General features: G+C 67.0%; 2 protein-coding genes and 1 pseudogene. 2 read left to right on the forward strand and 1 reads right to left on the reverse strand.

What is annotated here, in order from left to right; genetic code table 11:
• The first annotated feature begins 85 nt into the window (after positions 1–85).
• Positions 86–2,281: a GNAT family N-acetyltransferase gene (locus tag NFW30_RS02890; protein ID WP_363322057.1), complete on the forward strand. Its 2,196-nt coding sequence runs from the start codon at positions 86–88 to the stop codon at positions 2,279–2,281.
• Between the two features lie 383 nt (positions 2,282–2,664).
• Here NFW30_RS02890 and rhuM read toward each other — a convergent pair.
• Positions 2,665–2,775, reverse strand: a pseudogene (gene rhuM / locus NFW30_RS20025) (RhuM family protein); the annotation flags it as partial.
• 790 nt (positions 2,776–3,565) lie between these two features.
• Between rhuM and gyrA the strand changes: the two are divergent.
• Positions 3,566–5,436 (forward strand): DNA gyrase subunit A (gene gyrA, locus NFW30_RS02905; protein WP_295371750.1); only part of this gene is annotated, 1,871 nt, incomplete at its 3' end.

Here is a 5,436-nt window from a genome sequence, read left to right on the forward strand (position 1 = left end):
CCCCGTGACCAGATCTGCTCAGGAAATGTAAAGATCTGAGTCATAAGTGACTAACCCCCCCTGAAGAACCAGAACCCAACACCGCATGACGTGGGAGATCTACCCGGCCGGTCAGGCCTTTCCGCGGTTCGCCACGGACTGGAACCGCCTCAACGATGAGTTGTATGGCGGCCACCCCGCGTTCGACAGCCGCTTCGTCGGTGCATTGCTCGCCCACTTCGGCAGCGGCAACGAATCGCTGTGCATCCACCGTAGCGGCGAGGCTGTCGATGGTGCGCTGATCCTCGACTCTCGCGGTTTCGGGCGCTGGGCACTGTTCCTGCCGGCGCAGGCGCCAGTCGGTGCGCTGCTCATCAGCGATGCGCGCTGTCTCGAGACGTTGATGCCGGCGCTGCCAGGCTATGCATGGACGATCGATTTCCTGGCCATCGACCCGGCGTTCGAGCCTGACTGGAGTCGTCTCCTCCTGCCGCGCACGATGCTCCGTCACCAGCTGACGATGGCCGTCACAACGGGCGGCGATTTCCGGGCCTACTGGCAGGCCCGACCGAACAACCTGCGAAAGAACCTGCGCCGCTACCAGCGCCGGAGCGGAGATCATGTGGCGACGGTCCGTGTCACCCGTGATCCGGGGGAGATCGGCGCCGCGGTCAGGCGCTACGCCGAAGTCGAAAGCGCCGGCTGGAAGGCCGCAGCCGGCACGGCGATCGGCCCCGACAATGCGCAGGGACGCTTCTACCAGCAACTCCTTTACGACTTCGCCACCTCGGGCCAGGCGCGGGTGGCCGAACTCTGGTTCGACGACCGGCTTGCCGCCTCTCGGCTCGCGGTCTGCCATGAGCGCATGTGGATCATACTGAAGACCACCTACGACGAGTCGCTCGCCGCCATGGCCCCGGGCAGGCAACTCCTCTACGAAGCCCTGCAGGTCGCCTTTGCCGACATGCCGACTGGTGCCGTCGAGTTCTACACCAATGCGACGCGGGACCAGGGAGAGTGGGCGACGGGTCTGCGCCATGTCTGCCACCACCAGCTCTACCGCAACGCGACCGTCGCCAACCTGCATGGCATCTCCAGCGCGCTCCGCCGCCGGTTCACAGGTGGCGAAGTGGCGGAGGCTTCGCTGAAGTTCGATGCTACCAGTGTCGCCGCCTACCGCACTCCGGCCGAGATGCCGGCCGCGATGCGCTCGCTGTTCGACGAGGCGGCTGGCCGGGAAGTGGAGCTCTTGCCGGAATGGTTCGCCAACCTGCAGGCGACGGTCTTCGGCGACGAAGACTCCGTTCGCTATTACGGCACCGAGCTGAATGGCTCACCGGTAGCCATCCTGCCCCTGCACGCCAGCCGAGGGGACGGACGCAGGGCGCCGCAGATCGAATCGCTGGCGAACTTCTATACCTCACTGTACGCGCCGCTCGTCAGCGGGGGCGCCGACCCGACCGACCTGGCCCGGCTGCTCCGGGCGGCCCAAGCCGACTGCGCACGCTCGAGCGTCATGAACTTCCATCCGATGGCTGTCGATTCGCGCGAGTACGAGGCGATGGCCGTCGCCCTGCGCAGCATCGGCTGGATCCCGTTCCGCTACTTCTGCTTCGGCAACTGGTATCTGAAGGTCGACCGGTCCTGGCGTGCCTATCTGGAGCAGCGCGACGGCCTGCTGCGCAATACCATCCGACGCAAGCGCCGGCGCTTTCTCGGCGCCGGCGGCAGCTTCGAGATCGTCACCGGCGTCGCTGAGGTCGAATCGGCGATTGCCGAGTTCAATGCCCTGTACCGCCTGCGCTGGAAGAAGGCCGAGCCCTACGCTGCCTTCGTTCCAGGGTTGATGCGTTGGCTCGCTGCCAGCGGCATGTTGCGCCTCGGCATCGCGCGCCTCGGCGGCGAGGCGATCGCATCCCAGCTCTGGATCGTCAAAGGCGGCAAGGCGAGCATTTACAAGATGGCCTACGACGAGGCGCAGGCCATCCATGCGCCGGGCACGTTGCTGACGGCCCACCTGATGGAGCATGTGATCGATGTTGACCGCGTCGCCGAGGTGGACTACCTGATCGGCGACGACCCGTACAAGCAGGCGTGGATGAGCCACCGCCGCGAACGCTGGGGAATCGTCGCCTACGACGCCGCCCGCTTTTCCGGCATCAACCGCTTGCTGTTCGAAATCATCGGACGGACGATCCGCAAGACGCCAGGCAGGATCGATCGGATGCCGGGCCTGTTCCCGACCGGTCCAAACCGACGCCAGCGGATCCCTTGGCGGAAGCCTTCTGCCGCCAGAGGCTGATCGTTCGCGACTCGAACCGGCCGATTGTTCCGGCCGAACTTGATCTCGCCCCCGCCGAATCCGACCTGCAGCAGTTCCACCTGCTGCGGCCGCTGCTGGCCCGCCGGCGCCGCATGACGACGCGTGCCCAGGACACCGAGATGGCTCTGCGCCGCGACGTCCTCAGCGCCGGGCTCGAGGGCTACGCGCTGGCCAGGGTTTTCGGCAAGGGCGCCGGTCTCGACGGGCTGAGGCCTGTGGCTGGCCGTGCCGGGTGCGGCGCTGCACCGGCGCAGTTGGGCAGCCCGGGTCGTGTCGGCCACCAGCCGCACGTCCTGGTCGAGGTCGCGCAGCCGCGCGGCGTTGACCGGATGACCCTTGACCAGATGGTCGCGCAGCACGTTCGTGGCCCCGATCCGGAACTGCGTGCCGTGCCGCGAGCTCACGCGATAGCCCACCGAGATGACGGCGTCCAGGTTGTACACGTGCACCTGGCGGCGCACCCGGGCTCGCACTCGACCCCGGTGGGCTTGCCACTGATGGTGGTCTCGAACAGGCCACGCCGCGGGTCGGCTGCGGTGCTCTTCCCGTGGATCCTGCGGATGACCGTTGGTGCGTCGTCAGCCCGCTCGGCGGTCTCCTTCAGCGCCTTGATCTCCTTGGGTGTGCAGGCGCGCTTTGGGTCGATGCCCGCTAGGCGCAGCGGCCGCTCGACGGTGAGCTTCGAGTAACCGGAGGCGGCGTTCGGAAAGAGGTTCGACTGCCCGGTCGTCTCGAACTTCGGAAACGCGTCGCAGATTCGTGCGAGGTCGCCGTCCGAGACCTCGGCGTGCCCTGCGTCGCCGGTGAAGAGCGACGAGCCGTTGTGCACCTCGGCGATGCGGCTGCCGAGCCTGGTGCCACGGTTACGGACGTAGAGGTCCCGCAGCACGTCGTCGGCAATTCCCCGGATGAAGTTGGCGATCCAGTTGAGTGGTTGCGGTTCCATCAGCTTTGCCGAGTGTCCGTTACGGCGATGCGCGGGAAGCAGCTTCAGCGGCAGGAATGGGCCGGTCCCTGGTTTGGTCTGCCGGTGATGCGGCAGAGGGCAGGCAATCTGATCACCCTCGTGCAAGCATCCCTGCGCTTGCTTCCCGCCGTCAGGCTGGAATTGCCGCTGGAACTGCCGCCGCGCCACGCGCAAGCCGCCGCCAGACCCCGCCAGGGACGCCGGCCCCGGTGCGCGGCAGCGCCGCCATGATACAATCCCGGGCTCGAACAAGACGACGACATGGCCAAGAAAGTCGCGTCGCCAGCGGAAAGACGATGGAAGCCTTCGCCAAGGAAACCCTGCCGATCAGTCTCGAAGACGAGATGCGCCGCTCGTATCTCGACTATGCCATGAGCGTCATCGTCGGGCGGGCGCTGCCCGACGCGCGCGATGGCCTAAAGCCGGTTCACCGGCGCGTGCTGTTCGCCATGCACGAGCTGTCGAACGACTGGAACAAGCCGTACAAGAAGTCGGCGCGCGTCGTCGGCGACGTCATCGGCAAGTACCATCCGCACGGCGACACGGCGGTGTACGACACCATCGTGCGCATGGCGCAGGACTTCTCGCTGCGCTACATGCTGATCGACGGGCAGGGCAACTTCGGTTCGGTCGACGGCGACAACGCGGCGGCGATGCGTTACACCGAGGTGCGCATGGCGCGCATCGGCCACGAACTGCTCGCCGACATCGACAAGGAGACGGTCGATTTCGGGCCGAACTACGACGGCGCCGAGGAGGAGCCGCTGGTCCTGCCGGCGCGCATCCCGAACCTGCTGATCAACGGTTCGTCGGGCATCGCCGTCGGCATGGCGACGAACATCCCGCCGCACAACCTCGGCGAGGTGATCGATGCCGCCCTGGCGCTGCTCGACAACCCGGCGGTGACGATCGACGAGCTGATCGACCTGCTGCCGGCACCCGATTTCCCGACCGCCGGCATCATCTACGGCGTCGCCGGCGTGCGCGAGGGCTACCGCAGCGGCCGTGGCCGCGTCATCATGCGCGCCAAGGTGCATTTCGAGGACATCGACCGCGGCCACCGGCAGGCGATCATCGTCGACGAGCTGCCGTACCAGGTGAACAAGCGCACCCTGCTCGAGAAGATCGGCGAGCTGGTCAACGAGAAGCGCATCGAGGGCATCTCCGACCTGCGCGACGAGTCCGACAAGTCCGGCATGCGCGTGGTGATCGAGCTCAAGCGCGGCGAGGTGGCGGAGGTGGTGCTCAACTGCCTGTACAAGCAGACGCAGTTGCAGGACACCTTCGGCATGAACATGGTGGCGCTGGTCGATGGCCAGCCGCGCCTGCTCAACCTGAAGCAGTTGCTCGAATGCTTCCTGCGGCACCGGCGCGAGGTGCTGACGCGGCGCAGCGTCTTCGAGCTGCGCAAGGCGCGCGAGCGGGCGCACATCCAGGAAGGCCTGGCGGTGGCGCTCGACAACGTCGACGAGATCATCGCCCTGATCAAGTCGTCGCCGACGCCGGCCGACGCCCGTCGTGGGCTGATGGGCCGCCTCTGGCAGTCGCCGACGGTGGCCGAGATGCTGGCGCGGGCGGCGCTCGACGCGACGCGGCCGGACGGGCTCGGGATCGAGTACGGCCTGTCGCAGAGCGGCTACCTGCTGTCGGAGGCGCAGGCGCAGGCGATCCTCGATCTGCGGCTGCAGCGGCTGACCGGTCTCGAGCGCGAGAAGATCGTCGGTGACTACGCCGAGCTGCTCGAGCGCATCGCCGACCTGATGGACATCCTGGCGCGGCCGGAACGGATCACCGGGATGATCCGCGACGAGCTGACGGTGATCCGCGCCCAGTTCGGCGACGGGCGGCGCTCGGAGATCGTCGTCAGCACGCAGGATCTGGCGATCGAGGACTTCATCACGCCGCTCGACATGGTGGTGACGCTGTCGCACACCGGCTACATCAAGTCGCAGCCGCTCGCCGATTACCGCGCGCAGCGCCGCGGCGGCCGCGGCAAGCAGGCGGCGGCGATGAAGACCGACGATTTCATCGACCACCTGTTCGTCGCCAACACGCACGATTACATCCTCTGCTTCACCAACCGCGGCCGCGTCTATTGGCTGAAGGTCTATGAGGTGCCGCAGGGGACGCGCAGCAGCCGCGGCAAGCCGATCGTCAACCTCTTCCC

The sequence above is a fragment of the Accumulibacter sp. genome (genome assembly GCF_023806635.1).
GTDB lineage: Bacteria > Pseudomonadota > Gammaproteobacteria > Burkholderiales > Rhodocyclaceae > Accumulibacter.

What these genes read in the sequence shown, in the direction of transcription:
- NFW30_RS02890 (WP_363322057.1), top strand. Translation starts at nt 86, where the DNA reads ATGACGTGGGAGATCTACCCGGCCGGTCAGGCCTTTCCGCGGTTCGCC.